Source organism: Methylobacterium sp. Leaf88, assembly GCF_001422795.1.
Lineage (GTDB): Bacteria > Pseudomonadota > Alphaproteobacteria > Rhizobiales > Beijerinckiaceae > Methylobacterium.
Map to the genome: position 1 here is coordinate 236,678 of NZ_LMMK01000045.1, position 25,814 is coordinate 262,491.

Consider the following 25,814-nt stretch of genomic DNA (forward strand, 5'->3'; position numbering starts at 1 on the left):
CTACCTGCCAGTCCCCCTCGTGATCCCCTGGGTCGTTCTCGGCACCGCGCCCGTGCCGGGCGGGTCGGACTCCCTGCGCCTGCTGCAGCGGGGCACCGAATTCTCGATCCAGCTCGGCCACAACGAGCTGATGAACAGCCGGCTCAGCGGCTCCGAGGAGGCGCTGGCGACCCTGACCGCCGCGCGGCTCGGGCTCCGGACGAATGCCTGCTGGCTGATCGGCGGCTACGGCATGGGCTTCACCCTCCGGGCCGCCCTCGACGCCCTGCCCGCGGAGGCCCGGATCGTGCTGGCCGAGCTCGTGCCGGCAGTTCTGGACTGGGGCCGCGGCCCCCTGGCGGGCCTCTCGTCCGAGGCGCTGTCGGACCCGCGCGCCGAGGCGCGGGTGGCGGACGTCGCCGCGGTGATCCGCGCAGGGCGCGGGACCTACGACGCGATCCTCCTCGACGTCGACAACGGCCCGGACGGGCTGACGCGCCGCGCCAACGACCAGCTCTACGACGCCGCGGGCCTCGCCGCCGCACGGGCCGCCCTGCGCCCCGGCGGGGTGCTGGCCGTGTGGTCGGCCCATCCCGATCCAGCCTTCACCCAGCGACTGGCGCGGGGCGGCTTCCGGGTGGAGGCGGTCGGCGTGCGGGCCGGGCGCTCGCGCGGGGCGCGCCACACCATCTGGCTCGCCGAGCGACCGGCCCGGTGACGGGAGCTCAGGCCGAGGCACTCCGGCGCTCGCGCTGCCGGTTGAGGCGGGTCGCGCCGTAGATCGCGGCGAGCTGGCGCCGGGCAGCCTTGACGGGGGCTTCGTTCCGCTCGGCGCAGGCGGCCCTGATGATGCGCAGGGCATCGGCCACGGAACGCTCGAGGCGCGCTTCGGCCGGCCGGCTCAGCGGGCGGGTGGTCTGGGTGGTCTCGGTCCGGTCCATGCTGGGCCCCTCGTCGGCGAGCCCGTCCTCTCCCGGGGCGGGTCCCGGCGGCGACCATCGGCAGAGGGCGGGGCGGCAACAAGGCAGCGTGGCCGTAAGCGCGGGCGCAGGTCGGCGTCAGGCGACGGAATGCCCCCGGACCTCAGTCCCGGCCCTGGCCCTCGTTGAACTTGTCGCGACAGGTATAGCCGACGAAGCACTTGGGATTGTCCCGGGTTGTCTCCCAGGACGGCTGGGTGGTTTCCGGCAGCGGGCAGAACCCGCCGTCGCGCACGAAGCGCGCGTAGGTCGCCGGCCCCGTACTCATCACGACGGCGCCGGCCCGGGCCACCAGGGCCGCGGCTTCGGCGCAGGTCATCGCGCGGGTGTCGGGACGGGCCTGGGCATCGGTCTGGGCCAGGGCCGCGCCCGGCAGGAGAGCCGTGCAGGCGAGGAGGACGGACAGGCTCCGCCGCGAAAGATCCATCATGGTGCCCCCTGGCCGAACCCGGGCGGGGGGAACTCTTCCGGGCGGCGTCATACCGGCCACGATACCTCCCGGACCCCGTGCGGCAAAGCCGGACTCACGCCGCCGTGAGGGCGAGGGTGAAATCCACCGCCTCGGTGACGCCCTCCTGCCACAGGGAGACGGGGGTCGGACGGGCGAGATGCAGGGCGCAGTCCGCCTCGCCGCCGGTGATGCGCAGGTCCGCGCCGACCTTGGCGGCGAGGCCCCGCATGGGCCGGTTCCAGGCAAGGCAGCGCACGTGCAGGTCGCGCACGCCGCGGTTGCGGGCCGCGGCGGCGATCCGCCGGAACAGGGCTTGGCCGAGGCCATGGCGGCGATAAGCCTTCTCCACCGCGAAGGCGGCCTCCGCCTCGGTCCCGAGGACGAAACCGGGCGGCGGCGCGGAGGTGGGACGCAACTCGCCGAGCCCCCGCAGGGTGCCGTCGACGAAGCTGCCGAACATCAGGCCCTCGGCGCTCAGGGCGTTGCGCGCATAGGTGAGCGCGGCCGCGTCGCTCAGCGCGCCCATGAAGCGGTTGGCCCGGGTCTCCGGGTCGAGCCGCAGGAAGTAGGATTCCACCGCCGGGCCATCGTTGGGCCACAGGCGGCGGAGGATCGGTTGAAGGGTCGGATGCGTATCGGGCATCGGGTGCCGGTCTCCGGTTTCGGGGCGCGCAGGACGTGCCGGTTCCGGGCGTAGCCTCCCTCAAGGCGGATCAGATCTGGCATCGCTGCCACATTTGTGCAATGCAGCAAAGCGACCGGCTGCCGCGCGTCCGGCGCCGGAACCGGATCCGGGGCTTGATCCCGCGGGGTGGCCGCGTCAGACCGGCAGATCCGCCGGCCGCCCGATCCCCTTCCTCCGCGAACAGGTCGCCCACACCGTGAACGCCCCCTCCTCCTCGGGCCTCGCGCCGTCGAGCCAGGCCAAGGCCGGCGCCGTGTCCCCCGGTCCGGTCTCCGACCGCTACGAGGCCCTGGTCCGCACCGCGGCCATCGAGCGCGACCCGGCGCAGATCCACTTGGTGCGCGCCCTCGACCGCCTGGTGCTGGAGCTCGGCCGCCGCAAGCGCGCCCGCAAGGGCAGCGCGCTCGGCTGGCTGTTCGGCCGCCGGGACGATGCCGCGACGACGCCCAAGGGGCTCTACATCTGGGGCTCGGTGGGACGGGGCAAGACCATGCTGATGGACCTCTTCCACGAGGCCGCCCCCGAACCGAAGCGCCGGGTGCACTTCCACGGCTTCCTCGCCGACGCGCACGAGCGCATCCACGCCCATCGCCAGGCCCTGAAGGCTGGCACCGCCAAGGGCGACGACCCGATCCCGGTGGTGGCCGACGCCCTGGCCGACGAGGCGACGCTGCTCTGCTTCGACGAGTTCACCGTCACCGACATCGCCGACGCGATGATCCTCGGCCGCCTGTTCGGCGCCCTGTTCAAGCGCGGCGTCACGGTGGTGGCGACCTCCAACGTCGAGCCCGACCGGCTCTACGAGGGCGGCCTGAACCGCGCCCTGTTCCTGCCCTTCGTCGCCGAACTGCAGGATCGGGTGGAGGTGCTGCGCCTCGATTCCCGCACCGATTTCCGGCTGGAGAAGCTCGGGGGCGCCTCGGTCTATCACGTGCCCGCGGACGGCACGGCGGCGGCGGCCCTGGCGGCCGCGTTCAAGGGCCTCACCGGCAAGGCCAAGGGCCGGCCCGCGACCCTGCGGGTGAAGGGGCACGATGTGCCGGTACCCGAGGAGACCGGCGGCGTTGCCCGCTTCGGCTTCGCCGACCTCTGCGCCCAGCCGCTCGGCGCCTCCGACTACATGGCGGTGGCCCGCGCCTTCCACACGGTGATCGTCTCGGACATCCCCGTGATGGGGCCGGACAACCGCAACGAGGCCAAGCGCTTCATCACCCTGGTGGACACCCTCTACGACGCTCACGTGAAGCTCGTCGCCTCGGCCGCGGCCGAGCCCCAGGCCCTCTACACCGCCACCGAGGGGCGCGAGGCCTTCGAATTCGACCGCACGGTCTCCCGCCTGATCGAGATGCGCTCCTCGGAATACCTCGCCCTGCCGCACGGGGCCGGCGATTCCGGCGCGAGCGGGTCGAGCGCCGGCCTGGTCGAGACCTGAACCGCGAGACGCGAGAGCCGGGAGGGCCGACCGTCACCGGTTGGGATTTGCGTGGAAGCCGGCAAAATCAACGTGCGACCCGGCGATCCGGATCACCCGTCCGGCTTCGCCCCGTGCGCAACGGCACATGGAGGCCGCATCGCCCGTCCGGGGACGGATGACGGGGCCAGCCTCCGGTTGCGCCGCAACAGCCCGGACGTTTAATTGGATTCATTCCGAGGTGCGGGGCGTGGGGGCTTCGTGCGCTGCGACGGCTCTCCCGATCGGAGAGGCCGGATCCGCCGCCGCATCTCAGGACCTTTCGATGCGGACGGCGACGCCACGTCGACCGTGCCAACGCCCGACATGTGACCCCGACGGCTTCCCGCCGGTTGATGGATTGGCGTGACGCCGATCCCGACCGGCCCGTGGCCTGATCCATGACAGGATACACCGATGATCAAACTGACCGTGAACGGAGCTGAACGCAGCTTCGACGGCGATCCCGACATGCCGCTGCTGTGGTACCTGCGCGACGAGGTCGGGCTCACCGGAACCAAGTTCGGCTGTGGGCAGGCCCTCTGCGGCGCCTGCACCATCCATGTGGGCGGAACGGCCGTGCGCGGCTGCGTCACCCCCGTCTCGGCCGCCGAGGGGCAGGCCGTCGTCACCATTGAGGGCCTGTCCCCCGACGGCAACCATCCGGTTCAGGTTGCCTGGCGCGACCTCAACGTGGCGCAGTGCGGCTACTGCCAGTGCGGGCAGATGATGCAGGCCGCCTCCCTCCTCACCGAGACCCCGAAGCCCACCGACGCGCAGATCGACGAGGCCATGAGCGGGAACCTGTGCCGTTGCGGCACCTACCCCCGCATCCGCGCCGCGATCCACCAGGCCGCGGGCCAGAAGCCCGCCGTGAACAAGGGAGAGCGCCTGTGATCCACGAAGCTCAAACCATGGCGGCCCGCGCCACCGCGCCGGCCGACGTTGCACCCGTGGAGACCGTGCCCGGTCCGAGCGCCCTCGCCAATGTCAGCCGCCGCGCGGCGATGCTCGGCGGCATGGGCGCCCTGGTGCTCGCCCTGTCCTGGCGTGACCCGGCCCAGGCCGAGGACAAGAAGGACGAGCCCAAGAAATACGGCGCCGATGCCATGCCGCATGGCTGGCAGGACGACCCGAAGGTCTTCGTCGCCATCGCGTCCGACGGCACCGTGACGGTGACCTGCCATCGCTCCGAGATGGGCCAGGGCGTGCGCACCTCGATCGCCCTGGTGGTGGCCGACGAGCTCGAGGCCGACTGGTCCAAGGTGAAGGTCGCCCAGGCCTGGGGTGACGAGGCCCGCTTCGGCAACCAGGACACCGACGGCTCGCGCTCGCTCCGCCACTTCTTCCCGCACCTGCGCCATGCCGGTGCCGCGGCCCGCGCCATGCTGGTCCAGGCCGCCGCCAAGCAGTGGGGCGTGCCGGCGAGCGAGGTGAAGGCCGAGAACTCGATCGTCACCCACGCCAAGTCGAAGCGCAGCCTCGGTTACGGCGAGGTCGCGGCCGCAGCCGCCGAATTGCCGGTGCCGGCCCGCGAGAGCGTCGTGCTGAAGAAGCAGGACGCCTTCCGCTACATCGGCAAGGGCAAGATCGGCCTCATCGACAACCACGACTTCACCGTCGGCAAGGCGATGTACGGCATCGACACCCGCCTCGACGGGATGCTCTACGCCCTCATCGCCCGCCCGCCCGTCTACGGCGGCAAGGTCAAGAGCGTCGACGATTCCGAGGCCATGAAGGTCGCGGGCGTGGTCAAGATCTTCACCATCGACGCGCCCGAGATTCCGTCCGAGTTCCAGCCCGTCGGCGGCGTCGCCGTGGTGGCCAAGAACACCTGGGCGGCGATGAAGGCCCGCGAGGCCCTCAAGATCACCTGGGACGACGGCCCGAACGCCACCTACGATTCCGTCGCCTTCCGGGGCGAGCTGGAGAAGGCGGCGCGCGCGCCCGGTAAGGTCGTGCGCGACCAGGGCGACGTCGCCGGGGCCATGGCCAAGGCCAAGACGAAGCTCGAGGCGGAGTACTTCGTGCCCCACCTCGTCCAGGCCCCGATGGAGCCGCCGGCGGCCACCGTGCGGATCAAGGACGGGTTCTGCGAGGCCTGGGCCAATACCCAGGCGCCCCAGGCGACGCATGATCGCCTCGCCAAGAAGCTGAACCTGCCTGCCGACAAGGTGAAGGTGAACGTGACGCTGCTCGGCGGCGGCTTCGGCCGCAAGTCGAAGCCCGACTACGTGCTGGAAGCGGCCCTGTGCAGCCAGGCCGTGGACGGGGCGCCGGTCAAGCTGATCTGGACCCGCGAGGACGACCTCCACCACGGTTACTACCACACCATCTCGGTGGAGCGCCTGGAGGCCGGGCTCGACGACAAGGGCATGCCGGTCGCCTGGCTGCACCGCTCGGCGGCGCCCACCATCGGATCGATCTTCGCCCCCGACCCGAAGCACGAGCTGCCGTTCGAGCTCGGCATGGGCCTGACCAACACGCCGTTCGCCGTGCCCAACATCCGTCTTGAGAACCCGGCGGCGGATGCCCACGTGCGCATCGGCTGGTTCCGCTCGGTCTCCAACATCCCGCACGCCTTCGCGATCCAGTCCTTCGTGTCCGAACTCGCCCACGCGGCGGGACGTGACCCGAAGGAGTACCTGCTCGCGTTGATCGGTCCTGACCGGCTCATCGACCCGACCAGCATCAGCGACGTCTGGAACTACGGCGAGGATCCCGCCCGCTACCCGATCGATACGGGGCGCCTGCGCCGCGTGATCGAGGCGGCAGCCAAGGGCATCGGCTGGGGTCGCAAGATGGAGAAGGGCACCGGCCTTGGGATCGCTGGCCACTACAGCTTCGTCACCCACACGGCGGTGGCGGCGGAGGTGGCGGTCGGCCCCAAGGGCGAGGTGCAGGTCAAGCGCGTCGACATCGCCATCGATTGCGGACCGCAGGTCAATCCGGAGCGGATCCGTTCGCAGATGGAGGGCGCGGTCGTCATGGGCATGGGTCTGGCGCTCACGGCCGAGATCACCTTCAAGGACGGACGCGCGCAGCAGAACAACTTCGACGGCTACGAGATCACCCGCATCGATGCGGCGCCGAAGGAGATCCACGTCCACCTGCTGCCGAACCCGGACTACAGCCGTCCCCTCGGCGGGGTCGGCGAGCCCGGCGTTCCGCCCGTGGCTCCGGCGATCGCCAACGCGATCTTCGCCGCCACCGGCCGGCGCATCCGGCAGCTGCCGATTCGCGACCAGCTGAGCGCCTGATCGGGCATCGCCCTCCCGGGTCCCGGGAGGGTTCGGGGCGCAGGGCGGATTCGTGCCGTCCTGCGCCCCGTCTTATATCCGGCCCCATCGGATCCGACCGCACCCTGGCGGAGGCGAAGGCGTCCGGACGCCCACGCACGCTCGTGCCGATTCGGCCTCGGGTCGGCGAACCGTGTTCCCGCCGGCGGTTTTCCCGCCCCGCCAAGGGAGCCCGGCCTCGCTCCCGGGGGTTGACCCTCCGACGGAGGCGGCCTCGGTCGAGCCGACCCCACCTTCCGAATCAAGGACAGCAATCGATGACCCGTTTCCTGTGGCCCGTTGCCGGGTGTCTCGCCGCCGGTTTCCTCGCAGCGGGTGCGGCGCCCGCCCTCGCCTCGCCCTGCGGCGATCGCATCGCCAAGCTCGAGGGACCAGTGAAGGATCTGGCCAAGGAGGCGATCTCCGCCAACACCAGCGGCAAGGCCACGGCCAGCGCGCGCAGCGGTCAGGGCATCACGGGAAGCGGCGGCAGCGCCTCGGCCGAGGCCGCGGCCCCCGAGAAGTCGGCGGAGGCCGGAGAGGGCGGCGACAAGGCGATGCAGGCGAAGGTGGCCCTCGACGAGGCGCGCACGGCCGACAAGAAGGGCGATGCCAAGGCCTGCGGCGAAGCGGTCGATCGGGCGCAGAAGCAAGTGGACGGCGCGCCCTGAGGCGCGGGCCCCGGCCATGGGGCCCGGGGGAGCGCTGGCCCCGTCATCAGGGGCCGGCGCGGGTCTTACGGGTTGGGGTGCATCGGGGGCGGCGACGGCATCCGCCCCACCTGCCTGCGGATTTCAGGCGCTGGTGACGGCCGCGAGAGCGTGGTCGTTTCCGTTCAGGCCGGCGCAGAGATCATCGATCTCTGCCAGATCAAGAGCTTCCCCGGAATCGCTCGCAATAGCATCGATCAAGTGATCCTGATGCGGGCTGAAGGGATGCCCCTGCAAACGGTAGAATTGATAATAGCGAAGCGCGGCTAATACAGCATCACGTTCTCGATCAGTAATGGTAATATTCTGCATGCCGGTTATAATTCCCGTTATTGGTTGCGGGAGTTCGAGAAACAACCACTCTGCGGCGCCGTGAGCTTGGATGTTGTAAGCGAATCCGGACGGATTCGTCCATCACCGGAAACCCTCCGTTAGCCGTTTCACCATCGACCCGAACCGCCCTCGAACGGCCAAGTCTTTGGCCGGTCGCCATTTCCGCCGAAGGGCGCCGGCAGAGGTTTTTTTTAGCCCTGCGATTTTATCCTATGCGCTTGACAACCTTTGATAAGTCTTGCGGCGCTTGCAATGCCGGTGCGCCGGACCCATCGCGGCGTCAGCGTATCCTTAACCGATCGGTGCCACTGTCACGCTTCGACCGCCCTGCCTCGTGCGGAGCGCGGGATGCGGAGGCCGGGGTCAGAGTCATGCCCAAGACCCGAAGCGAATATTCGTCCGGAGCCGATGGGGTGCGGCCCGCCACGCCGACGCTTGGCCCCAGCGTCCGCCGCCATCTCGGGCACACCCTTCGCTCCTTCTACGCCGAGATCGTGGCCGATCCGCCGAGCGCACGGCTCGAGGCGCTGCTCGCCCGGCTCGGCAAGGGTAAGCGCTGAGCCCCGGGTGTGGCCCGTTTACCGCGTTTCCGAATCTTGCCCTCGCCTGTGCGTGAATTCACGGACGGTTCACGCCGGGATCGCTAGTGGTGCGTTGATCCGATGAGCACGCGCACTCCGCCGCGCTCTCACACGAAGCAGTTCCATGATCACGCTCGCCCTCGTCGTTGTCGGCAACATCCTGCTGGCGTCTCTGTTCTCGCTCATCGCCGTCGCGGCGGACTGAGCGTTCCGCGCCGTAGCCTGAGGCCGGCGCGCCCCATTCCTCAGCCACCCTCACATTCCCGCCTGCCGCCAGCGGTAGCCGGGATCCTGCCCTGAGGCGGTCCCCGATGCCCCGAGGCTCCCGCCTGCGGGGTGTTCGGCGTGGCCTCGGCCGGGTGGGCCCGCGCCCCCGACCTCATCCTCGAGGGGGCGGGCACCGGGCACCCTTCTTCCGCGGTGAAGCCAACCGATCGCGGCGATCGCCTCCCCCCGGCGCAGGACACCCGACCAGCTTCGAAAAATGATGGAAATGTCCTTTCTATAGAACCCGGCGCGACCAGCAGTTTCTTCTTCCGTCTTGAACCCAGGGAGTATCCTGTTCTCCCTCGAAGTAAACTCGCTTTCGATCGGGGGGGCTCCGGGGAACGAAGGGACCCATACCGGCTTATCCGACCCAGGCCCAACGCTTGACAACGTTCGTTAAAACGAACGAAACCAGCACCGCCGGGGTCGCGATGCGGATGCCTCCGCTCCGGCTGCGCGAGCCAGATTCGGAGACCCCCGTGAGCGAGACTTCTTCCCGGACCACCGGCCGCACCCGCCGCCATGCAGTCCTGCTCGGCGCCGGCCTCGCCGCGGCCCTGCTCGTGCCGACCCTGGCCTGCGCCCAGACCGAGCTCCTCAACGTCTCCTACGATCCGACTCGCGAGCTCTATCGGGAGATCAACGCGGCCTTCTCCGAGGAGTGGAAGGCCAAGACCGGCGAGACCCTGACCGTGCGCGCCGCACATGGCGGCTCGGGCTCGCAGGCCCGCACGGTGATCGACGGCATTCCGGCCGATGTGGTGACCCTCGGCATCCCGTCCGACATCGACGCGATCAGCCGGATCTCGAAGAAGATCGTCCCCGATTGGCGGACGAAGCTGCCGAACCAGGGCCTGCCCTACACCTCGACCGTGGTGTTCCTCGTGCGCAAGGGCAACCCGAAGGGCGTGACGGACTGGGGCGACCTCGTGAAACCCGACATCAAGGTCATCACCCCGAACCCGAAGACCTCCGCCGGCGGTCGCTGGAACTTCCTCGCAGCCTGGGGCTACGCCTACGAGAAGGAGGGCAAGGACGCCGACAAGGCCAACGCCTTCGTGGGGGCGGTCTACAGGAACGTCCCGGTCCTCGACACCGGCGCCCGCGGCTCCACCGTGACCTTCGCGCAGCGCGGCCTCGGCGACGTGCTGCCCACCTGGGAGAACGAGGCCTACCTCGTGTTCGAGGAGTTCGGCCGCGACAAGTTCGATGTGGTGGTGCCGCCGACCTCCATCTACGCCGAGCCCCCGGTCGCCCTGGTCGACGTCAACGTCGACAAGAAGGGAACCCGCAAACAGGCCGAGGCTTATCTTCAGTTCCTCTATTCCGACCGGGCGCAGGCCATCTTCGCCAAGCACCATTACCGCCCGCTCAACCGCGCGGCGGCCAAGCCCGAGGACCTGGCGCAGTTGCCCGAGCTGAAGCTGTTCAAGATCGAGGATCTGCAGGGCGACTGGGACGAGATCCAGAAGAAGAATTTCGACAACGGGGGCCTGTTCGACCAGCTGAGCAAGGCGGGGCGCTGACCCGGCGCTCCCCGATCCCCGCGCTTACCCGGGCGGGGCCCGAGACCTGAGCAGGACACCACCATGGCCCCGCCCCCGCGCGCCAACCCGCCGACCCGTGCGAAGCGCCGCTTCCTCCGTCCGAGCGTGATCCCCGGTTTCGGGCTCGCCTTCGGCTACACCCTGACCTGCCTCGGCCTGATCGTGCTGCTGCCGCTGGCCGCTCTGGTGACGCGCGCCTCCGGCCTCGGCTTCGCGGGCATCTGGGAGGTCGCCACCGATCCACGCGTGGCCAGCGCCCTGCGCGTCAGCTTCGGCGTCTCCCTCCTGGCGGCGCTGACGGCCTCGGTGTTCGGCTTCCTCATCGCCTGGGTGCTGACGCGCTACCGGTTTCCCGGCCGCAAGATCGTCGACGCGGTGGTGGACCTCCCCTTCGCGCTCCCCACCGCCGTGGCCGGCATTGCCCTGGCCGCGCTCTACGCCCCCAACGGCCTCGTCGGCGCGCAGCTCGCCCGGATCGGCATCGAGGCGGCCTACACGCCCGTGGGCATCTACATCGCCATGGTGTTCATCGGCCTGCCCTTCGCGGTGCGCACGGTGCAGCCGCTGATCGCCGAGATCGACAAGGAGATCGAGGAGGCCTCCGCCACCCTCGGGGCGGGGCGCGTCCACACCCTGGTGCGGGTGGTGCTGCCGCCGCTGATCCCGGCGGTGCTCACGGGCTTCGCCCTCGCCTTCGCCCGCGGGGTCGGCGAGTACGGCTCGATCATCTTCATCGCCGGCAACCTGCCCTACGTCTCCGAGATCGCGCCGCTCCTCATCGTCATCAAGCTGTCCGAGTACGATTACGGCGGCGCCTGCGCCATCGCCACGATCATGCTGGGCATCTCGTTCCTCACCCTCCTCGCCATCAACCTGATCCAGGCCTGGAGCCGGCGGAGATTCGGCTATGTCTGAGACCTTCGCCCCCGTCGCCCTCGCCGAGGCGCGTCCGGCCAGCGTCGTCACCGAGGGGCGCTGGATCCGCTGGCTGCTGATCGCCGTCGCGATCCTGTTCCTGGCGCTGTTCCTGGTGCTGCCGCTCCTCACCGTGTTCGCGCAGGCCTTCGCCAAGGGCTTTGCCGCCTACCTCGCCGCCTTCACCGAGGCCGACGCCCACGCGGCGATCCGGTTGACGCTGCTGACCGCCGCCATCGCGGTGCCGTTCAACCTCGTCTTCGGGATCATGGCCTCCTGGGCCGTCGCCAAGTTCGAGTTCTGGGGCAAGAACCTGCTCGTCACCCTGATCGACCTGCCGTTCTCGGTCTCGCCGGTAGTCTCGGGCCTGATCTACGTGCTGGTCTTCGGGGCGCAGGGCATCCTCGGCCCGTGGCTGCTCGATCACGACGTCCAGGTCATCTTCGCGGTACCGGGCATCGTGCTGGCGACCATCTTCGTCACCTTCCCGTTCGTCGCCCGCCAGCTCATCCCGCTGATGCAGGAGCAGGGCACGGCGGAGGAGGAGGCGGCGCTGACCCTCGGGGCGTCCGGCTGGCACGCCTTCCGGACGGTGACGCTGCCGAACATCCGCTGGGGCCTCCTCTACAGCGTGCTCCTCTGCAATGCCCGCGCGATGGGCGAGTTCGGCGCGGTCTCGGTGGTCTCCGGCCACATCCGGGGCCTCACCAACACGCTGCCGCTCCACGTGGAGATTCTCTACAATGAGTACAACTTCGTTGCCGCTTTCGCCGTCGCCTCCCTCCTGGCCGGCCTCGCCCTCGTCACCCTCTGCGTCAAATCCCTCCTCGAATGGCGCTACGCCGACGAGATCGCCGCGGGCGCCCGGGGCCACTGAGCGGGTGGGCGGCTCCACCGCCATCCGGGTCGAGGCGCTGTCGAAGACGTTCGACACGGCCGCGGTCCTGCACGACTTCTCTCTCGACGTGCGGGCGGGCGAGTTGCTGGCGCTGCTCGGCCCCTCGGGCTCGGGCAAGACCACGCTGCTGCGCATCATCGCCGGCCTCGATTTCCCCGATGCGGGCCGCATCGTGTTCGGGGCCGAGGACGCGACCCGGCTCCCCGTGCAGCAGCGCGCGGTGGGCTTCGTGTTCCAGCACTACGCCCTCTTCAAACACATGAGTGTCGCCGAGAACATCGCCTACGGACTCAACGCCCGGAAGCGGTCCGAGCGCCCGGCCAAGGCTGAGATCAAGCGCCGGGTCGGCGACCTCCTCGACCTCATCAAGCTCTCCGGCTTCGCTGACCGCTATCCAAGCCAGCTCTCCGGCGGACAGCGGCAGCGCATCGCGCTGGCCCGGGCGCTCGCGGTGGAGCCGCGCGTCCTCCTGCTCGACGAGCCGTTCGGCGCCCTCGACGCCCAGGTGCGCAAGGACCTGCGCCGCTGGCTGCGCGAGATCCACGACCGCACCGGCCAGACCACGATCTTCGTGACCCACGACCAGGACGAGGCCCTGGAGCTCTCCGACCGTGTTGCGGTGCTCGACAAGGGCCGTCTGGAGCAGGTCGGCACTCCGGACGAGGTCCAGGAGGCGCCGGTCTCCGCCACCGTGCTGAAGTTCCTCGGCGACACCATCGAGGTCGAGGCGATCGCGCAGGGCGGCGAGGTCCGCGTCGACGGCCGCCTGACGCCGGTGCGGGCCCCCGAGGGCCTCGTCGGTCCGGTCAAGCTCTATGCCCGCCCCTGGCAGCTCCAGTTCGCCGAGGGCGATCAGGCCCATCTCCAGGGCGTCGTGCGCTCGTCCTACCGGACGCAGGGGCGTCAGCGCATCGAAGTCGACCGGCCCGAGGGCAAGACCGTGGTGGTGGAGGCCGCCGACACCAACCGCTTCGCCGCCGGGAGCCCCGTGGGCCTGCGGATCATCGGCGGCCACGTGTTTCCGAACTAGCGTGGGTTTTCCGGACTGACGGGAAAGCGTCTTGCGCTCGCCGACGCGATCGGGTGTGACTGCCGCCGTCCAAATCAGGAGGAGGCAGCATGTCGGGTGGTCACGGGGCGGGCAGCGGTTCGAACAAGCGCGTCGCGCTGCTGATCTCGGTGCTGGCGCTGTTCCTGGCGCTGGCCGAGACCCTGGCCAAGGGCGCGCAGACCGACGCCCTCGGGGCCAATGTCGAGGCCTCCAACCAGTGGGCCTACTTCCAGGCCCGCACCATCCGGGGCACGGTCCTCAAGACCGCCGACGAGACCCTGGCGCTGCTGCCGCCGGAGGTGGCGAATGCCGAGGCCGTGAAGGCCAAGCGCGCCGAGTGGGCCAAGACCATGGCCCGCTGGGACAGCGAGCCCGCCACCGGCGAGGGGCGCAAGGAACTGGCCGAGAAGGCGCGGCACTCGCAGGAGGTGCGCGACCTCGCCCTGCACCGCTACCACCATTACGAGATTGCCTCGGCCGCCTTCCAGATCGGCATCGTGCTCGCCTCGGCGGAGGTCATCACCGGCATCTTCGCCCTGGTGGTCGGAGGCGGGCTCCTGGGCGTCGCCGGCCTGGCCCTGCTGGGCTTCGGCCTCTACGCGCCGCACACGCTGCCGTTCTTCCACTGAACGTGTCCCCGTGAGCCCGTCCCCGGCGGCGCGCCATCGGCAGCCGCCGGGCGAGGACGGGGCGCTCAGCGCTTCGGCATTCCCTTGGCGAGGGCCGCGCGCCGCAGAGCCTCGGCCAGGGCGCCGCCGGCCTCGGGCGCCGGCGCCGGATTGGCCCGCAGTGCCGGTCTCGCGGCCGGAGCCGGAGCGGGCGGCGCCTCGCGGCGGGCGGCGGGACGCGGCGCGCCGGCCTCGTCCGAGCGCATCGTGAGGGCGATGCGCTTGCGGTTGGGATCGACCTCGAGCACCCGGACCTGCACGACGTCGCCGGGCTTCACCACCTCGCGGGGGTCCTTCACGAACCGGTCGGCCAGCATCGAGATATGCACCAGGCCGTCCTGGTGAACCCCGACATCCACGAAGGCGCCGAAGGCCGCCACGTTGGTGACGACACCCTCCAGGCGCATGCCGGGCTTCAGGTCGGCGATCTTCTCGACCCCCTCCTGGAAGGTCGCGGTCCGGAAGGCCGGGCGCGGGTCGCGGCCCGGCTTCTCCAGTTCCGACAGGATGTCGGTGACGGTGGGCAGGCCGAAGGTCGCGTCGGTGAAGACCTTCGGGTCCAGGCTGCGCAGGGCGCCGGTGTTGCCGATCAACGCCTGGATCGGCTGGCCGGTGGCGGTAAGGATCCGGCGAACCACCGGGTAGGCCTCCGGGTGCACGCCCGAAGCGTCGAGGGGATCGGTCCCACCGCGGATGCGCAGGAAGCCGGCGGCGAGTTCGTAGGCCTTGGGCCCGAGCCCCGCCACCTTCTTCAGGCCGGCGCGGCTGCGGAACGGGCCGTGGGCGTCCCGGTGCCCGATGATGTTGGAGGCCACCCGCGCGGTGAGGCCCGAGACCCGGGCCAGCAGCGGCGCCGAGGCGGTGTTCACGTCGACCCCGACGCCGTTCACGCAATCCTCCACCACCGCGTCGAGGGAGCGCGCCAGCTTCCCCTCGGCCAGATCGTGCTGGTACTGGCCGACGCCGATCGCCTTCGGTTCGATCTTGACGAGCTCGGCCAGGGGGTCCTGCAGGCGCCGGGCGATGGAGACCGCGCCGCGGATCGAGACGTCGAGCTCGGGCAGCTCCGCGCTGGCATAGGCCGAGGCCGAGTAGACCGAGGCGCCGGCCTCCGAGACCATCACCTTGGTCAGTTTCAGCTCGGGCTGCTTGGCGATAAGTTCGGCGGCGAGCTTGTCGGTCTCGCGCGAGGCGGTCCCGTTGCCGATGGCGACGAGCTCCACCTTGTGCGTCCGGCAGAGCTTGGCGAGAGCGATCAGGGCGCCGTTCCAGTCGCGGCGCGGCTCGTGCGGGTAGATCGTGTCGGTGGCCACCACCTTGCCGGTGGCGTCGACCACCGCGACCTTCACGCCGGTGCGGAAGCCCGGGTCGAGCCCGAGGGTCGGGCGCGCCCCGGCCGGGGCCGCGAGCAGGAGGTCGCGCAGGTTGCCAGCAAACACCGAGACGGCGCCGGCCTCCGCCACGGCCCAGAGCCGGGCGCGCAGGTCCGTGTCCGTGGCGGACTTCAGGCGGGTGCGCCAAGTCCGCCGCACCGTCTCCATCAGGAAGGCGTCGCCGGGTCGGCCCTGGTCGCGGATGCCGAAGGTCTTGGCGATGCGCAGTTCCTGCGAACCGGGCTGGCCCTTGGCAGGCTCCTCGCCCACCGCGTCGGCGATGGCGAGGTCGAGCACCTCTTCCTTCTCGCCGCGGAACAGGGCGAGGATGCGGTGCGAGGGCAGCTTCGCGAGGGCTTCCGAGAAGTCGAAGTAATCCGAGAACTTCTCGCCGGACGCCGCCTTGCCGGGCTTCACCGTGGCGACCATCCGGCCGCGCTGCCAGCCGGTCTCGCGGAGCGAACCGACCAGCTCCGGGTCCTCGCCGAAGCGCTCGATCAGGATGGCGCGCGCACCCTCGAGGGCGGCCTCGACGTCGGCGACGCCCTTGCCCGCGTCCACGTAGGCCCGGGCAGCCGCCTCGGGAGACTGGTCGGGCCGGGCCAGCAGAGCCTCGGCGAGGGGGGCGAGCCCGGCTTCGCGGGCGATCTGCGCCTTCGTCCGCCGCTTCAGCTTGAAGGGCAGGTAGAGGTCCTCCAGCCGGGCCTTGGTGTCGGCCGCGAGGATCCGCGCCTTCAGCCCGGCCTCGAGCTTGCCCTGGGCCTCGATCGCCTCCAGCACCGCCGCCCGGCGGGCCTCCAGATCGCGCAGGTAGGCGAGGCGCTCCTCCAGGGTGCGCAGCTGCGCGTCGTCGAGAGTGCCGGTGACCTCCTTGCGGTAGCGCGCGATGAACGGCACCGTCGCACCGCCGTCGAGCAGGTCGACCGCGGCCTTCACCTGCCATTCCGCGACGCCGAGTTCGGCGGCGAGACTCGTGTTGATGGCGGCCATGAGGCGTCTCCGGGTGGGGCCGGGTGTCTACAGGGCCGGCCGCCGGGAGGTCAAACCCACCGCTGGCATGGCCAGATCGTATGGGCGGATCGTCAGGCGACCGCGTCCCAGGTCTCCGTCACGGCCCGGCCGTCCCGGACGAGGCGGGCGCGCAGGATCACGTCGCCCGCCGGCAGCGGCGTCGGCGGCCGCCACTCGACGTAGAGCCGCCAGCCGCCGGTCTGGGGCACGAACTCCACCACCGGGTCGACCATCGTGCCGGCGCTGGCGGACGCGTCGGCGGCCAGGTCCGCCCCGCGGTCGGCCGGCAGGCCCGGCCCCGCGAAATCGATGACGTAGAGGCGACGATCCGGGCTCGGCGGCGTGGTCGGGCGCAGGCGCTCGGCCGAACCCACCCGTGTGGAGACGACCCGACCGAGGGTGCCGGGCACGACCGTCGCCGGCTCCGCCCCGACCGTCGTGAGGGTGTAGGACACGGCTCGCTCGGTCCCGGCCGGCAGGGGCGCGCCGGGCACGAAGGCCGCCACGATGTTGTCCATGTACTCCTCGCGCGACGGGATCTCGAAGAGCCGGACCGCGCCGGCCCCGAACCCGGCTTCCGGCGTGATCCAGAGCCCGGGCCGCGCCTCGTGCCGGGCCTGCACGTCGAGATAGGCGGGAAAGTCGCGGGCGCGCTGGAGCAGGCCGAAGCCCTCCAGCGGGTCGACGCCGAAGGCCGAGATCTGCGGCTGCGCCCGGCCGTTGACCAGGGGCCGCCACAGCCGTTCGCCCCGGGTCACCACCGCCAGCCCGTCGGAATCATGCACCTGCGGACGGAAGTCGTCGAAGGGCGCGGCGCTCCGCGCGCCGGGCCCGTTCGCCCCGTGCAGGAACATGCTGGTGAGGGGAGCGAGCCCGAGATGCTCCAGGGCGGTGCGGGGATACAGGGACGCCTCGACATGCATCACCGAGGGGTCGCCCGGCGCCACGCGGAAGCGGTAGGCCCCGGCGAGGCTCGGGGAATCGAGCAGGGCCCAGATCTCGATGGTGGGGGCGTCGGCCTCCGGCTCGCAGATCCAGAAGGCGGTGAAGTCCGGGAATTCCTCCGCGCCCGGTCCCCCGGTGCGCAGGGCGGCGCCGCGGGCCGAGAGCCCGTATTCCTGGCCGAACCCGCGCAGCCGGAAGTAGGAGGCGCCGAGGAAGACCAGGAATTCCTCCTGGTCCGCCGGCCGGTCGACCTGGAAGGCATGATGCAGCCGGAAGCCCGCAAAGCCGAGGTCGGGGGGAAAGCTCTGCCCCTTCAGGTCCGGTCCGAGGTCGAACAGGTCCGGGGCGTAGGGGATCTGCTGGGCCGGACCGTTGCGCGGCTGCCGGTACAGGGCGACGCGCTTGCGCTGCAGGAAGCCCCGATGGAACAGCTGGGCCGAGAAGCGGCGGCCCAGCGGCAGGCTCGCCTCCGGCCGGAAGGTGATGGCGCGGTAGCCGTCGTAGGACAGGCCGGCGAGCGGCGGCGGCAGATCGTCCGGCTGGGCCTGGTAGGGGTGCGCCGCGAGCGCCCGCGCCTTCGCCTTCACGACCTCGAATGATAGGGGATCGGGAGCCGCCGCGCGCGTTCGGCCCGCATTCAGATCGTGTGCGGTAGGCAGGACCATCCCGACGGCCACGCTGAGCGTGGTCCGAAGGGTCTGCCGCCGCGAGAAGGACTCGGTCTGTCCGCGTCCCTCGAGACCCTCGCCATCGCGCATCTGTTCCCTTTCGCCGGCCCGCCCGGTCGAGGGATCACGGTGTCCCCTCCTTCGAGTTTCCCGCGCCCCATGTCCCACAGGTTGTCGCACGACGCCCCGGCGGCTGAAATCCCGGGTCCGCTGGAATTCTCGCCCGAGGCGCGCGGTTCCTTCTCCGCCGCGGTCCTGGCCCGCCGGCTGCTGCTGGCTCTCCCGCCCCTCGCCCTGGGCGCTCTCGTCGCCGCCCTGGCGCTCGGCGCCTATGGAACGCCGTCCGGCCTCCTCGGCGGGGCGGTGCTCGGGCTGTTCGCCCTCGTGATGACCTGGCAGGCCTTCGTGGCCTGGCAATACGTCTACGGCCTCGTCGCCACGGCTTTCGGCGACCGGGCGAAATCCGCCCTGGAGCGACGCTCCCTCACCGTGCCGGCGGAGGCCTCGGGCCTGAGCCGGACGGCGGCCGTGGTGGCGATCCACGCGGAGGACGCCGTGGCGGTGTTCGCGGCGCTGCGCGTCATGGCCCGCTCGCTGCAGCGGGCCGGGGGCGACGGCGGCGACATCGACATCTTCGTTCTCTCCGACACGCGGGACGGGGCCATCGCGGCGATCGAGGAGCATGAATTCGCGCGGATCGAGGCCTGGACCCGCCAGCACGGCCCCGGCCTGCCGCGCATCCGCTACCGGCGCCGCCGGGACAATGCCGGCCGCAAGGCGGGCAACATCGCGGAGTTCTGCAAGACCTACGGGCCCGAATACGACTTCATGATCGTGCTCGACGCCGACAGCCTGATGACCGGCAGCGCCATGCGCCGCCTCGCCCGGCTGATGGAGGAGAGTCCCCGGGTCGGGCTGATCCAGACCGTGTCCTACGCCACCGGGCGCGACACCCTGTTCGCCCGCATCCAGCAATTCGCCGTGCGGCTCTACGCGCCGCTGGCGATCCGCTGCCTGGAGACCTGGCAGGGGCCGGACGGCAGCTATTGGGGCCACAACGCCATCGTGCGCGTCGCGGCCTTCGCCAACAATGCCGCATTGCCCGTGCTGCCCGGCAAGGCCCCCTTGGGCGGCGAGATCCTGTGCCACGACATCGTCGAGGGCGCGCTCCTGCGCCGGGCCGGCTGGGAGGTCCGCCTGCTGCCTGAGATGGGCGGCACCTGGGAAGAGATGCCGACGAACCTCGTCGACCTCCTCGGGCGCGAACGCCGCTGGTGCCAGGGCAACATGCAGCACCTGCGCGTCACCGCCATGCCGGGCCTGCGCCCCGCCAGCCGCTGGCACCTCGCCGTCGGCATCCTGTCCTACGTGGCCTGCCCGCTCTGGGTGCTGTTCCTCGCCTTCGGCACGCTCCAGGCGGCACGGACCGGCGATCTCGGCCTGCTCGGCTACGGCCTGACCGGCACGGGCGCCGCCGCCCACGCCCTCGCCGCCCTGGTGGTCACGATCCTGGCCGTGCCGAAGCTCCTCAGCCTCGGCCACGTGCTGGCTTCGGCCGAACGCCGCGCGGCCTTCGGCGGCACCGCCGCGCTCCTGAAGAGCGCCGTCCTCGAACAGGCGATCTGGGTCCTGCTCTGGCCGGTGATGACGCTGTTCGCGGCGGGCGCCGTCGCCACCACCTTCGTGGGGCGCGTCGTGCGCTGGGACGCGCAGGTGCGCGACGACCGCCGCGTGCCGTGGGCCGAGGCCTGCCGGCTCCAGGTCGACACCCTCGTGGCGGGCGTCCTGCTGGCGGGCGGCCTCGCCTTCGCCGGCGATCCCTGGCTCGCCCTCTGGATGGCTCCGGTGGCGCTCGGCCTGCTGTCGAGCCCGGCCCAGAGCGTGCTGACGAGCAGCGCCCGCCTCGGCCGGATCTCGCAGACCCGGCGCCTGTTCCTGACCGTGGACGACACCGCCCGCGCGCCGGAGCTCACCGCCCTGGCGCAGAGCCGCGGCGGGGCAGCCGAGGCCGGCCGTGGTCGGGCCGAGCCGACCTGGCTCGCCGACGAGGTGCCGGCCTCCTCGAGCTGAACCGGGACGACGTCCGCCCCGCGAGTCGTCCGGCCCGGACCCGCGTCACTGCTTCTCGAGCACCTTGATCGGGTCGGTGCGCTGGGCCGGACTCGGCTCCTTGGTGGCGCTGCCGGTGCCCTTGCCGGCGCGGGAATCGTCGGCCTGCCTCGGCAGGCCGGTGCCGCTCGCCAGTTCGAGGCAGGTCACCATCTCGACGTAGGACGGGAAGCCGCCGGCCTCGAACTGCTTCTCGCACTGGCGCTTGGCGGCGGGGGTGAACTCGTTCCAGCGGCGCTTGACCTCGTCGTGCGAGGCACGCTCGGAGCGCAGGCAACCTTCCTGACTGGCATTGTCGCTGACGCTCGCCGAGGCCGCCGACTGGCAGGTCTTCTCGATGTTCAGCTCGGGCGGCCCGCTGTCGGCACGGGCGGGCACGCCGAAGAGGAGGAGCGCGAAGGCTCCGGTGAGCAGGGCAGGCTTCGGCATGGTCGGGCGGTCTCTCGCGATGATCCTGCCCACCAACGCGCGAGGCCCCTTCCCCGCACCACGCGAAAATTCACGCATCCCGCAGGGCGGCGTCGAGGTCGGCGAACAGGTCGTCCACCGCCTCGATCCCCGTGGACAGCCGCAGGAGATCCGGCGGGCACGGGGAATCCGGCCCCTCCACCGAGGCCCGGTGCTCGATCAGGCTCTCGACGCCGCCGAGCGACGTCGCCCGCTTCCACAGCCGAACCCGCGCCGCCGCGGCAATCGCCGCCGCCTCGCCGTCCCGCACCCGGATCGACAGCATGAAGCCGAAGCCGCCCTGCATCTGCCGGGCCGCCACCGCATGGCCGGAATCGTCCGGCAGGCCGGGATAGAGGACGCGCGAGACGTTCGGATGCGCCTGGAGGCGGCGGGCGAGTTCGGCCGCGCTGGCGGCCTGCGCCGCCGCCCGCAGCGGAAGGGTGCGCAGCGAGCGCATCAGCAGGTAGGCCTCGAACGGGCCGAGGATGGCCCCGCCGCCCGAGCGGATCGCCGCGAGGCGCTCCCAGAACGCGTCCGCCCGGGCCCCGGCGAGCACCCCCGCCACCACGTCGGAATGGCCGTTCAGGATCTTGGTGGCCGAGTGCATCACGATGTCGGCGCCAAGCGTCAGCGGCCGGGTGTGGATCGGGGAGGCGGCGGTGGAATCGACGGCGAGCCGGGCGCCCGCCGCGTGCGCGAGGCGGGCGGCCTCGGCGATGTCGGTGACCGTCCAGAGCGGGTTGCCGGGGGTCTCGATCCAGACGAGCGTCGTGGTGCCGGGCCGGATCGCCCGTTCCAGGGCGGGCAGGTCGTCCATGTCGACGAAATCGACCGCGATCCGCCGGCGCGGCATCTCGGCGTTGAGCCAGCGCTTCAGGCCCCAGTACATCACCCGGGGCGCCACCACGTGGTCGCCGGGCTCCAGGGCCGTGAAGACGGCGGTGGCCGCCGCCATGCCGGAGCCGAACAGCAGGGCGCCGGCCGCCGCGTCCTCCAGCATCGCCAGCACGGCCTCCGCCTCCCGCACGGTGGCGTTGTCGGGGCGCGCGTAGGAGAAGCCCGAGCTGTAGCCGTTGTCGGGATCGCGCAGGAAGGTGGTCGCCACGTGCAGGGGTGCCACCACGGCCCGCGTCACCGGGTCGACATGGCCCAGGGCCTGGGCGGCGAGACTGCGCTTCGCGAACGCGGGCGCAGCATCCGAAGGCGGCTTCGGTGCGTTCGGTTCCGACATGGGGCGTGTTCGTCCGTCAGGGTTCTGTTGACCGGCCCGCGCCGACCGGTGCACGGACCCGCAGGCGCGGCGTCCTCTCCCTCTAAAGGTGAGAGAAATCTCGCCCAAGGCAAGGAATCCCGTTCGTCATGTCCCGTGCGCCCGCCTCGTCGCCGATCCACATTCCCACCGCGCCCGCCCTGGCCCTGCCCGGGCGGCTGGCGGCGGCGATCCTGCCAGTGGTGCTGACGGCCGTGCTCGGCTCGTCCGCCACCGGCCCGAACATCGACGGATGGTATGCCGGGCTGACGAAACCGGCCTTCAACCCGCCGAACTGGGCGTTCCCGGTGGCCTGGACGATCCTCTACGGGATGATCGCGCTCTCGGCCTTCCGGCTCCTCGGGGTGAAGCCGCGCACGGGTCCGAGCCAGGGGGCGTGGCGGCTGGCACTGGTCGCCTTCGCGGTGCAGCTCGCCCTCAACGCCGCCTGGACCCCGACCTTCTTCGCCGCGCACGCCCTCGGGGCGGCGCTGGTGGTCTCGGCCGCGATGTGGGTGATGATCCTCTGGACGATCCGCCTGTCCTGGCGCTTCGACCGGGCGGCGGCGGGGCTGCTGGTGCCCTACGCCGCCTGGGTCGGCTTCGCGACCGTGCTCACCGGCGCGATCTGGCGCCTGAACTGAGGCGAGGCCGGCTACTCGGCCGCCTCGACGAACACCGTCCCGGCGCGCGGGAGGTCGAGGGTGTCCCAGGTCTCGGCGAGCGCGGCCGTGAGCTTGGCGATGCGGGCATCGTCGTGGAAGGGCGAGGGCGTGATCCGCAGGCGCTCGGTGCCGCGCGGGACGGTGGGGTAGTTGATCGGCTGGATGTAGATGCCGTGATGCTCCAGCAGGTGGTCGGCCGCCGCCTTGCACAGCTCGGCGTCGCCCACCATCACGGGCACGATGTGGGTGTCGGTGTGCAGCACCGGCAGGCCGGCGGCCTCCAGGGCGGCCTTGGTGCGGGCGGCCTGGCGCTGGTGCGCCTCGCGCTCGGCGTTCGAGCGCTTGAGGTAGCGCACCGAAGCGATGGCGGCGGCGGCGATGGCCGGCGGCAGGGCGGTGGTGAAGATGAAGCCCGGGGCGTGGCTGCGGACCGCGTCGCACAGGACCGCGGACCCCGTGATGTAGCCGCCCACGCAGCCGAAGCCCTTGGCCAGTGTACCCTCGATCACGTCGACCCGGTGCATCACCCCGTCGCGCTCGGAGATGCCGCCGCCGCGCGGCCCGTAGAGGCCGACCGCGTGGACCTCGTCGAGGTAGGTCAGGGCGCCGTACCGGTCGGCGAGATCGCAGATCGCGCCGATGTCGGAGACGTCGCCGTCCATGGAATAGACGCTCTCGAAGGCGATCAGCTTCGGGCGGTCGCCCGCCGCGATCAGAAGCTCCTCGAGATGGGCCAGGTCGTTGTGGCGGAAGACGCGCTTCTCGCAACCGGAATGGCGTACGCCCTCGATCATCGAGTTGTGGTTGAAGGCGTCCGATAGGATCAGGCAGTTCGGGATCAGCTTGGCGATCGTCGAGATGCCGGCTTGGTTCGAGACGTAGCCCGAGGTGAAGACGAGGCCGGCCTCCTTGCCGTGCAGGTCGGCGAGCTCCCGCTCCAGGTCGACCAGCGGCGAATTGTTGCCGGCGATGTTGCGGGTGCCGCCGGCGCCGACGCCGCAGCGGGCCGCCGTGCGGGTCATGGCGCCGACCACGTCCGGATGCTGGCCCATGCCGAGGTAGTCGTTCGAGCACCAGACGGTGATCTCGGAGGTGCCGCCGTCGGGCTTGCGCCAATGCGCGGTCGGGAAGCGGCCGGCGATGCGCTCGATATCGGCGAACACCCGGTAGCGACGCTCGCCGTGCAGGCGATCCAGGGCCGTGCGGAAATGCGCCTCGTAGTCGGTCCGGCCCTGACCGATGGATCCCACAGACTTGGCCTCGCAGCCCGCTCCCTGGCCCGTTCCCTGCTTGGTGTCGCTGATCTTGATCGTCGCGGGCATGCGGTTCACGGGCATCCGTCCTTCACGCTTGGGCTGAGGGGCCGGCGGTGGGATCGCGGCCTCTGGCGGGATCGTTTCCACGCGGACCCTCGTGCGGGGGGCCCTTGATGCAATCGGTCTCGTTGACGAGCGTGGCGCCGACTCCGTGAAGGAGTTGCTGACGATGCTCGTCCTGACGCGGGTTTCCCCGACGTTCGGGTTTCCCCGACGCGATGGCGACGATACAGGTGAACTTGGAATTGGTTCAAGTCGACATCCGCATTCCTGCTTTGCATCCATCGACCAGGGCCTGCAAAGCCGACACGGTGACGTGGCGACGATGGGTCGCGCGGGCCGTGCCGGCCCCGACCCTTCGCCAGATGAATCCGACGAGACCTTAGAACCCGACAAGATCTCGAACCCGACAAGATCTCGAACCCGACAAGATCTCGAACCCGATAAGACCCTGGAACCCGATTGAGACCATGGAACGCGCCGGGACCATGCGAGCCCTGAAACCGGATCGCCGCCGCATCCGATCCCAGCCTGACCCGTTTTCCGCGCCATGACGGACGACGAGACCGGACCCGACGGGAAGGGGTCTCCCGAAACCTCCGCCAAGGCGCCGCCCAAGAGCGCCGCCGAGCAGCGGGCCGAGCGCCTGAAGGCTGCCCTGCGCGACAACCTGCGCCGTCGCAAGGCACAGGTGCGCGGGCGTTCGCTCGGCTCCGGACCCGACGAAACACCCGAGTCCGGCGGCGAAGCCTAATCGGGCGCCCCGAACCTCCTTTTCGACAAAACTTGGCTATAACGGTGGTGTTTCCACGGGGGCGGCTCGCGTCCCGCCAGGTTTCACGTTCGATTTCTCCGGCCCGCGGCGCGGCCTGCGCCCCCGGCGGGCAAGATTTTAGGCAAGGTTGTAGAGACGATGGACCGCATCAACATCATCGGCGGCCGCCCGCTGCACGGCGTGATCCCGATCTCGGGCGCCAAGAACGCCGCGCTGCCCCTGATGATCGCCAGCCTGATGACCGGCGAGACCCTGGAACTCGGCAACGTGCCGCGGCTCGCCGACATCAACGCGCTGCTGCGCATCCTCGGCAATCACGGCGTCGACCACATGGTGGTGGGCAAGCGCCCGGGCCAGACCACCGAGACCGGCCAGACCATCCGCCTCACCGCCTCCAACGTCATCGACACCACGGCGCCCTACGAGCTGGTCTCGACCATGCGGGCGAGCTTCTGGGTGATCGCGCCGCTGCTCGCCCGCTTCGGCGAGGCCCGGGTCTCGATGCCCGGCGGCTGCGCCATCGGGACGCGCCCGGTCGACCTGCTGCTGATGGCGCTGGAGCGCCTCGGCGCCACCGTCGAGGTCGATGGCGGCTACGTCGTCGCGAAGGCCAAGAACGGCCTGCGCGGGGGCGAGATCCACTTCCCCAAGGTGACGGTGGGGGGCACCCACGTGGCGCTGATGGGGGCGGCCCTGGCCAACGGCTCGACCCTGATCGAGAACGCCGCCCGCGAGCCCGAGGTCGTCGATCTCGCCGCCTGCCTCACCAAGATGGGCGCCCGCATCGAGGGGGCCGGTACGCCGCGCATCACCGTCGAGGGCGTCTCGCGCCTGCATGGCGCCCGCCACGACGTGCTGCCCGACCGCATCGAGACCGGCACCTACGCCATGGCGGTGGCCATGACCGGCGGCGACGTGACCCTGGAGAACACCCGCGCGGACCTGCTGCACGCGGCCCTCGACGTGCTGGCGACCACGGGCGCCGAGATCACCACGGGCACCGATACCATCCGCATCCGCCGCAACGGTGGGGGCATCGCCGCGGTCGACATCACCACCGACCCGTTCCCCGGCTTCCCCACCGACCTGCAGGCGCAGTTCATGGCGCTGATGACGCTGGCCAAGGGCCAGTCCAACATCCGCGAGACGATCTTCGAGAACCGCTTCATGCACGTGCAGGAGTTGGCCCGCCTCGGCGCCCGGATCCGGCTCGAGGGCGACCTTGCCATCGTCGAGGGCGTCGAGCGCCTGAAGGGCGCGCCCGTGATGGCCACGGACCTCCGCGCCTCCGTCTCCCTCGTCATTGCGGGCCTGGCGGCCGAGGGCGAGACCAGCATCAACCGGGTCTACCACCTCGACCGCGGCTTCGAGGCCCTGGAGGCCAAGCTCGCCCGCTGCGGCGCCGAGATCACCCGCGTCCGCAGTTGACGGGACCCGCCCGCCGCCCGCTCCGGGCGGCG

The 25,814-nt window shown here is 71.1% G+C and carries 25 protein-coding genes; 16 read left to right on the plus strand and 9 right to left on the minus strand.

Annotation, left to right across the window (positions count from 1 at the left end):
- Nucleotides 1–19: 19 nt before the first annotated feature.
- Nucleotides 20–697 (plus strand): spermidine synthase, encoded by a 678-nt coding sequence (locus ASF20_RS17590; RefSeq protein ID WP_056276243.1) that lies wholly within the window; start codon nt 20–22, stop codon nt 695–697.
- Nucleotides 698–704: 7 nt separating this feature from the next.
- Here ASF20_RS17590 and ASF20_RS17595 read toward each other — a convergent pair whose 3' ends face one another.
- The 3 genes from ASF20_RS17595 to ASF20_RS17605 form a co-directional block, all read right to left on the minus strand.
- Nucleotides 705–920 (minus strand): hypothetical protein, encoded by a 216-nt coding sequence (locus ASF20_RS17595; RefSeq protein WP_056276246.1) that lies wholly within the window; start codon nt 918–920, stop codon nt 705–707.
- A 142-nt stretch (nt 921–1,062) separates the two neighbouring features.
- Nucleotides 1,063–1,389: a hypothetical protein gene (locus ASF20_RS17600; RefSeq protein ID WP_244476472.1), complete on the minus strand. Its 327-nt coding sequence runs from the start codon at nt 1,387–1,389 to the stop codon at nt 1,063–1,065.
- Between the two features lie 94 nt (nt 1,390–1,483).
- Nucleotides 1,484–2,053 (minus strand): GNAT family N-acetyltransferase, encoded by a 570-nt coding sequence (locus ASF20_RS17605; RefSeq protein ID WP_056276249.1) that lies wholly within the window; start codon nt 2,051–2,053, stop codon nt 1,484–1,486.
- Between the two features lie 295 nt (nt 2,054–2,348).
- On the opposite strand from ASF20_RS17605, the gene zapE reads away from it, so the two are divergent.
- The 4 genes from zapE to ASF20_RS17625 all read left to right on the plus strand — a co-directional run bounded on the left by zapE (nt 2,349) and on the right by ASF20_RS17625 (nt 7,494).
- The gene (gene zapE, locus ASF20_RS17610) at nt 2,349–3,527 is read left to right on the plus strand and encodes a cell division protein ZapE (protein ID WP_056219477.1); all 1,179 of its coding nucleotides are present in this window, start codon (nt 2,349–2,351) and stop codon (nt 3,525–3,527) included.
- 435 nt (nt 3,528–3,962) lie between these two features.
- Nucleotides 3,963–4,442: a (2Fe-2S)-binding protein gene (locus tag ASF20_RS17615; protein WP_056218655.1), complete on the plus strand. Its 480-nt coding sequence runs from the start codon at nt 3,963–3,965 to the stop codon at nt 4,440–4,442.
- A gap of 17 nt (nt 4,443–4,459) precedes the next feature.
- The gene (locus tag ASF20_RS17620; protein ID WP_156648126.1) at nt 4,460–6,805 is read left to right on the plus strand and encodes a xanthine dehydrogenase family protein molybdopterin-binding subunit; all 2,346 of its coding nucleotides are present in this window, start codon (nt 4,460–4,462) and stop codon (nt 6,803–6,805) included.
- A 296-nt stretch (nt 6,806–7,101) separates the two neighbouring features.
- Nucleotides 7,102–7,494: a hypothetical protein gene (locus ASF20_RS17625; protein ID WP_056276255.1), complete on the plus strand. Its 393-nt coding sequence runs from the start codon at nt 7,102–7,104 to the stop codon at nt 7,492–7,494.
- A 123-nt stretch (nt 7,495–7,617) separates the two neighbouring features.
- Here ASF20_RS17625 and ASF20_RS23575 read toward each other — a convergent pair whose 3' ends face one another.
- Complete coding sequence (locus ASF20_RS23575; protein WP_082487457.1) at nt 7,618–7,845, minus strand: hypothetical protein; 228 nt, start codon at nt 7,843–7,845, stop codon at nt 7,618–7,620.
- A gap of 392 nt (nt 7,846–8,237) precedes the next feature.
- Here ASF20_RS23575 and ASF20_RS17630 point away from each other — a divergent pair, with 392 nt between their 5' ends.
- The 6 genes from ASF20_RS17630 (at nt 8,238) to ASF20_RS17655 (ending at nt 13,754) form a co-directional block, all read left to right on the plus strand.
- Nucleotides 8,238–8,426 carry a hypothetical protein gene (locus ASF20_RS17630; protein ID WP_056218648.1) on the plus strand — a complete coding sequence of 63 codons (189 nt, stop codon included), beginning with the start codon at nt 8,238–8,240 and terminating at the stop codon, nt 8,424–8,426.
- An 818-nt stretch (nt 8,427–9,244) separates the two neighbouring features.
- Nucleotides 9,245–10,240 carry a sulfate ABC transporter substrate-binding protein gene (locus ASF20_RS17635; protein ID WP_244476485.1) on the plus strand — a complete coding sequence of 332 codons (996 nt, stop codon included), beginning with the start codon at nt 9,245–9,247 and terminating at the stop codon, nt 10,238–10,240.
- A 63-nt stretch (nt 10,241–10,303) separates the two neighbouring features.
- Complete coding sequence (gene cysT / locus ASF20_RS17640) at nt 10,304–11,176, plus strand: sulfate ABC transporter permease subunit CysT (protein WP_056218645.1); 873 nt, start codon at nt 10,304–10,306, stop codon at nt 11,174–11,176.
- Entirely contained in the window at nt 11,169–12,053 is an 885-nt protein-coding gene (cysW, locus tag ASF20_RS17645; RefSeq protein ID WP_056276260.1) for a sulfate ABC transporter permease subunit CysW, read from the plus strand. The genes cysT and cysW overlap by 8 nt, the downstream gene beginning before the upstream one ends.
- A gap of 4 nt (nt 12,054–12,057) precedes the next feature.
- Nucleotides 12,058–13,104, plus strand: a complete 1,047-nt coding sequence (locus tag ASF20_RS17650; protein WP_056276262.1) for a sulfate/molybdate ABC transporter ATP-binding protein — start codon at nt 12,058–12,060, stop codon at nt 13,102–13,104.
- 89 nt (nt 13,105–13,193) lie between these two features.
- Nucleotides 13,194–13,754: a DUF4337 domain-containing protein gene (locus ASF20_RS17655; RefSeq protein ID WP_056276265.1), complete on the plus strand. Its 561-nt coding sequence runs from the start codon at nt 13,194–13,196 to the stop codon at nt 13,752–13,754.
- A gap of 65 nt (nt 13,755–13,819) precedes the next feature.
- Here the strand turns inward: ASF20_RS17655 and ASF20_RS17660 are convergent, their stop codons facing one another.
- Together ASF20_RS17660 and ASF20_RS17665 are read right to left on the minus strand one after the other, a co-directional pair.
- Complete coding sequence (locus tag ASF20_RS17660) at nt 13,820–16,156, minus strand: Tex family protein (RefSeq protein WP_056276269.1); 2,337 nt, start codon at nt 16,154–16,156, stop codon at nt 13,820–13,822.
- A gap of 92 nt (nt 16,157–16,248) precedes the next feature.
- A complete protein-coding gene (locus ASF20_RS17665) occupies nt 16,249–17,787 on the minus strand; it encodes a glucan biosynthesis protein (protein ID WP_082501443.1) in 1,539 nt (512 codons plus the stop codon).
- A gap of 162 nt (nt 17,788–17,949) precedes the next feature.
- Here ASF20_RS17665 and mdoH point away from each other — a divergent pair, with 162 nt between their 5' ends.
- Nucleotides 17,950–19,860 (plus strand): glucans biosynthesis glucosyltransferase MdoH, encoded by a 1,911-nt coding sequence (mdoH, locus tag ASF20_RS17670; RefSeq protein WP_082501419.1) that lies wholly within the window; start codon nt 17,950–17,952, stop codon nt 19,858–19,860.
- 45 nt (nt 19,861–19,905) lie between these two features.
- Here the strand turns inward: mdoH and ASF20_RS17675 are convergent, their stop codons facing one another.
- Both ASF20_RS17675 and ASF20_RS17680 read right to left on the minus strand, forming a co-directional pair.
- Nucleotides 19,906–20,328: a hypothetical protein gene (locus tag ASF20_RS17675; RefSeq protein WP_056276272.1), complete on the minus strand. Its 423-nt coding sequence runs from the start codon at nt 20,326–20,328 to the stop codon at nt 19,906–19,908.
- A gap of 70 nt (nt 20,329–20,398) precedes the next feature.
- Nucleotides 20,399–21,580 (minus strand): aminotransferase class V-fold PLP-dependent enzyme, encoded by a 1,182-nt coding sequence (locus ASF20_RS17680; protein WP_056276275.1) that lies wholly within the window; start codon nt 21,578–21,580, stop codon nt 20,399–20,401.
- A 128-nt stretch (nt 21,581–21,708) separates the two neighbouring features.
- Here ASF20_RS17680 and ASF20_RS17685 point away from each other — a divergent pair, with 128 nt between their 5' ends.
- Nucleotides 21,709–22,242 carry a TspO/MBR family protein gene (locus tag ASF20_RS17685; protein ID WP_056218624.1) on the plus strand — a complete coding sequence of 178 codons (534 nt, stop codon included), beginning with the start codon at nt 21,709–21,711 and terminating at the stop codon, nt 22,240–22,242.
- A gap of 11 nt (nt 22,243–22,253) precedes the next feature.
- On the opposite strand, the gene hemA is transcribed toward ASF20_RS17685, so the two are convergent.
- Nucleotides 22,254–23,600 (minus strand): 5-aminolevulinate synthase, encoded by a 1,347-nt coding sequence (gene hemA / locus ASF20_RS17690; RefSeq protein ID WP_056276278.1) that lies wholly within the window; start codon nt 23,598–23,600, stop codon nt 22,254–22,256.
- A 148-nt stretch (nt 23,601–23,748) separates the two neighbouring features.
- Here hemA and ASF20_RS24250 point away from each other — a divergent pair, with 148 nt between their 5' ends.
- The 3 genes from ASF20_RS24250 (at nt 23,749) to murA (ending at nt 25,782) form a co-directional block, all read left to right on the plus strand.
- A complete protein-coding gene (locus ASF20_RS24250) occupies nt 23,749–24,045 on the plus strand; it encodes a hypothetical protein (RefSeq protein WP_210166847.1) in 297 nt (98 codons plus the stop codon).
- An 84-nt stretch (nt 24,046–24,129) separates the two neighbouring features.
- Entirely contained in the window at nt 24,130–24,333 is a 204-nt protein-coding gene (locus ASF20_RS17695) for a hypothetical protein (protein ID WP_056276281.1), read from the plus strand.
- 159 nt (nt 24,334–24,492) lie between these two features.
- Nucleotides 24,493–25,782 carry a UDP-N-acetylglucosamine 1-carboxyvinyltransferase gene (murA, locus tag ASF20_RS17700; protein WP_056218613.1) on the plus strand — a complete coding sequence of 430 codons (1,290 nt, stop codon included), beginning with the start codon at nt 24,493–24,495 and terminating at the stop codon, nt 25,780–25,782.
- Nucleotides 25,783–25,814: the final 32 nt, after the last annotated feature.

Coding starts and splice junctions, on each gene's coding strand:
- ASF20_RS17680 (WP_056276275.1), bottom strand. CDS start 21,580: ATGTCGGAACCGAACGCACCGAAGCCGCCTTCGGATGCTGCGCCCGCG.
- ASF20_RS17620 (WP_156648126.1), top strand. CDS start 4,460: ATGGCGGCCCGCGCCACCGCGCCGGCCGACGTTGCACCCGTGGAGACC.
- hemA (WP_056276278.1), bottom strand. CDS start 23,600: ATGCCCGTGAACCGCATGCCCGCGACGATCAAGATCAGCGACACCAAG.
- ASF20_RS17630 (WP_056218648.1), top strand. CDS start 8,238: ATGCCCAAGACCCGAAGCGAATATTCGTCCGGAGCCGATGGGGTGCGG.
- ASF20_RS17595 (WP_056276246.1), bottom strand. CDS start 920: ATGGACCGGACCGAGACCACCCAGACCACCCGCCCGCTGAGCCGGCCG.
- ASF20_RS17615 (WP_056218655.1), top strand. CDS start 3,963: ATGATCAAACTGACCGTGAACGGAGCTGAACGCAGCTTCGACGGCGAT.
- ASF20_RS17660 (WP_056276269.1), bottom strand. CDS start 16,156: ATGGCCGCCATCAACACGAGTCTCGCCGCCGAACTCGGCGTCGCGGAA.
- mdoH (WP_082501419.1), top strand. CDS start 17,950: ATGTCCCACAGGTTGTCGCACGACGCCCCGGCGGCTGAAATCCCGGGT.
- ASF20_RS17625 (WP_056276255.1), top strand. CDS start 7,102: ATGACCCGTTTCCTGTGGCCCGTTGCCGGGTGTCTCGCCGCCGGTTTC.
- ASF20_RS17685 (WP_056218624.1), top strand. CDS start 21,709: ATGTCCCGTGCGCCCGCCTCGTCGCCGATCCACATTCCCACCGCGCCC.
- ASF20_RS17655 (WP_056276265.1), top strand. CDS start 13,194: ATGTCGGGTGGTCACGGGGCGGGCAGCGGTTCGAACAAGCGCGTCGCG.
- ASF20_RS17600 (WP_244476472.1), bottom strand. CDS start 1,389: ATGATGGATCTTTCGCGGCGGAGCCTGTCCGTCCTCCTCGCCTGCACG.
- ASF20_RS17665 (WP_082501443.1), bottom strand. CDS start 17,787: ATGGTCCTGCCTACCGCACACGATCTGAATGCGGGCCGAACGCGCGCG.
- ASF20_RS23575 (WP_082487457.1), bottom strand. CDS start 7,845: ATGCAGAATATTACCATTACTGATCGAGAACGTGATGCTGTATTAGCC.
- ASF20_RS24250 (WP_210166847.1), top strand. CDS start 23,749: ATGCTCGTCCTGACGCGGGTTTCCCCGACGTTCGGGTTTCCCCGACGC.
- ASF20_RS17605 (WP_056276249.1), bottom strand. CDS start 2,053: ATGCCCGATACGCATCCGACCCTTCAACCGATCCTCCGCCGCCTGTGG.
- cysT (WP_056218645.1), top strand. CDS start 10,304: ATGGCCCCGCCCCCGCGCGCCAACCCGCCGACCCGTGCGAAGCGCCGC.
- murA (WP_056218613.1), top strand. CDS start 24,493: ATGGACCGCATCAACATCATCGGCGGCCGCCCGCTGCACGGCGTGATC.
- cysW (WP_056276260.1), top strand. CDS start 11,169: ATGTCTGAGACCTTCGCCCCCGTCGCCCTCGCCGAGGCGCGTCCGGCC.
- ASF20_RS17675 (WP_056276272.1), bottom strand. CDS start 20,328: ATGCCGAAGCCTGCCCTGCTCACCGGAGCCTTCGCGCTCCTCCTCTTC.
- ASF20_RS17695 (WP_056276281.1), top strand. CDS start 24,130: ATGACGGACGACGAGACCGGACCCGACGGGAAGGGGTCTCCCGAAACC.